General features: G+C 58.9%; 1 rRNA gene. It reads right to left on the bottom strand.

Annotated elements, in window-relative coordinates:
• Nucleotides 1-2,417, bottom strand: a 23S ribosomal RNA gene (locus BM114_RS13930); the annotation flags it as partial.

The following is a 2,417-nucleotide window of genomic DNA, read 5'->3' as shown; positions in this document are numbered from 1 at the left end:
GCGGAAAGGTTCGGGCAATTAGTAGCGCTCGGCTTTGGCGTCGCCGCCTTTACACCTGCGCCCTATCGACGTCCTCGTCTGGGACGGCCCTCGAAAAGGAGCTCTCATCTTGCGGCGGGCTTCGCGCTTAGATGCATTCAGCGCTTATCCCGTCCGGACGCGGATACCCGGCGGTGCGCCTGGCGGCACAACCGGCAGACCGGAGGTCCGTCCGCCACGGTCCTCTCGTACTAGTGGCGGCACCACGCAAAACTCCAACGCCCGCGATAGATAGAGACCGAACTGTCTCACGACGTTCTGAACCCAGCTCGCGTGCCACTTTAATGGGCGAACAGCCCAACCCTTGGGACCTTCTCCAGCCCCAGGATGTGACGAGCCGACATCGAGGTGCCAAACCACCCCGTCGATATGAGCTCTTGGGGGGGATCAGCCTGTTATCCCCGGAGTACCTTTTATCCTTTGAGCGATGCAGCTTCCATGCGCGTGCACCGGATCACTATGCCCCAGTTTCCTGCCTGCTCGGGATGTCTCCCTCCCAGTCAAGCGCCCTTATGCCATTGCACTCTAAAAGGCCGGTTACCGAACGGCCGGAGGGCACCTTTGGAAGCCTCCGTTACGCTTTTGGAGGCGACCACCCCAGTCAAACTACCCGCCAAGCAGTGTCCGCGACAGAGCGCGTTAGACCCCGGACAGCCGAAGGGCCGTATTTCAAGGGCGGCTCCGCCGGGGCTGGCGCCCCGGCTTCGAAGCCTCCGGCCTATCCTACACGTCGGATGGCCAGGGTCAGTGCTAAGCTGTAGTAAAGGTTCACGGGGTCTTTTCGTCCCATCGCGGGTAATCGGCATCTTCACCGATACTACAATTTCACTGAGATCATGGTCGAGACAGCGTCCGGATCATTACACCATTCGTGCAGGTCGGAACTTACCCGACAAGGAATTTCGCTACCTTAGGACCGTTATAGTTACGGCCGCCGTTTACCGGGGCTTCAAATCGGCGCCTCCCATCGCTGGTAACGCCTCCTCTTAACCTTCCGGCACCGGGCAGGTGTCAGGCTGTATACATCATCTTTCGAGTTCGCACAGCCCTGTGTTTTTGTTAAACAGTTGCCTGGACCTATTCTCTGCGCCTCATGTCGCCATGAGGACCCCTTGTCCCGAAGTTACGGGGTCAGTTTGCCTAGTTCCTTGACCATGAGTCTCTCAACGCCTCGGTATGTTCTACCCGTCTACCTGTGTCGGTCTGCGGTACGGGTGCCGAACGGATCTGCGTAGCGGGTTTTCTCGGCAGTATGGTTACCGGCACTATCGGGGCCTTCCGGGGAAGGCCCCGTACTATGGGGGTCGCATCGGGGGACGGACTTCCCTGCCCCCCTCGGCTGCTACGCCCTTCAACGGGGTATACCGTTACCCCGCGGCCGTTTCACTCCTGCGTCGCCGCGTCGCTCCGTGCGGCAGTAACGGAATGTTGACCGTTTCCGCCATCGCCATCGCCATTCGGCTGAGGCTTAGGACCCGACTGACCCCGGGATGACTGGCATTGCCCGGGAAACCTTGGACTTCCGGCGGGAGGGGATCTCACCCTCCTTGTCGTTACTTATACCTACATTTGCCTTTCAGTGGGCTCCAGCGGGGGTCGCCCCCCGCATTCTGCGCCCACGGAATGCTCCCCTACCGATACGTGCAGAAAAAAAACTGCTATCCCGCGCCTTCGGTATCTGCCTTATACCCGATTATTATCCACGCGCGGACCCTCGACCAGTGAGCTGTTACGCACTCTTTGAATGAATGGCTGCTTCCAAGCCAACATCCTGGCTGTCACCGGGACCGCACTTCGTTAGACTAACTCAGGCAGAATTCCGGGACCTTAGACGGCGGTCTGGATTCTTCTCCTCTCGGGGACGGACCTTAGCACCCGCCCCCTTACTGCATGGCTCCGGCGCATGAGCATTCGGAGTTCGTCAGGTCTCGATAGGCGGCGAAGCCCTCTCGACCTATCGGTCGCTCTACCTCTCATGCGGAACGCCACACGCGGCACCTAAATGCCTTTCGGGGAGTACGAGCTATCTCCAAGTTTGATTGGCCTTTCACTCCTACGCACACCTCATCCAGAAGCTTTTCAACGCTTATTGGTGCGGGCCTCCATTCCGTGTTACCGGAACTTCACCCTGGACATGCGTAGATCACTTGGTTTCGCGTCTGCCCCCGCCGACTCAAAACGCCCTATTAAGGCTCGCTTGCACTGCGGATGCGCCACTCGTGGGGCTTATCCTCGCCGGCGACGGCAACTCGTAGGTTCATTATGCAAAAGGCACGCCGTCACATGCAAAGCATGCTCCGACCGCTTGTAGGCGCATGGTTTCAGGAACTATTTCACTCTTCTGCTCGAAGTGCTTTTCACCTTTCCCTCACGGTACT

This window comes from Prevotella sp. KH2C16, from assembly GCF_900113305.1.
GTDB lineage: Bacteria > Bacteroidota > Bacteroidia > Bacteroidales > Bacteroidaceae > Prevotella.
This window is presented reverse-complemented; position numbering and strand designations above follow the sequence as displayed.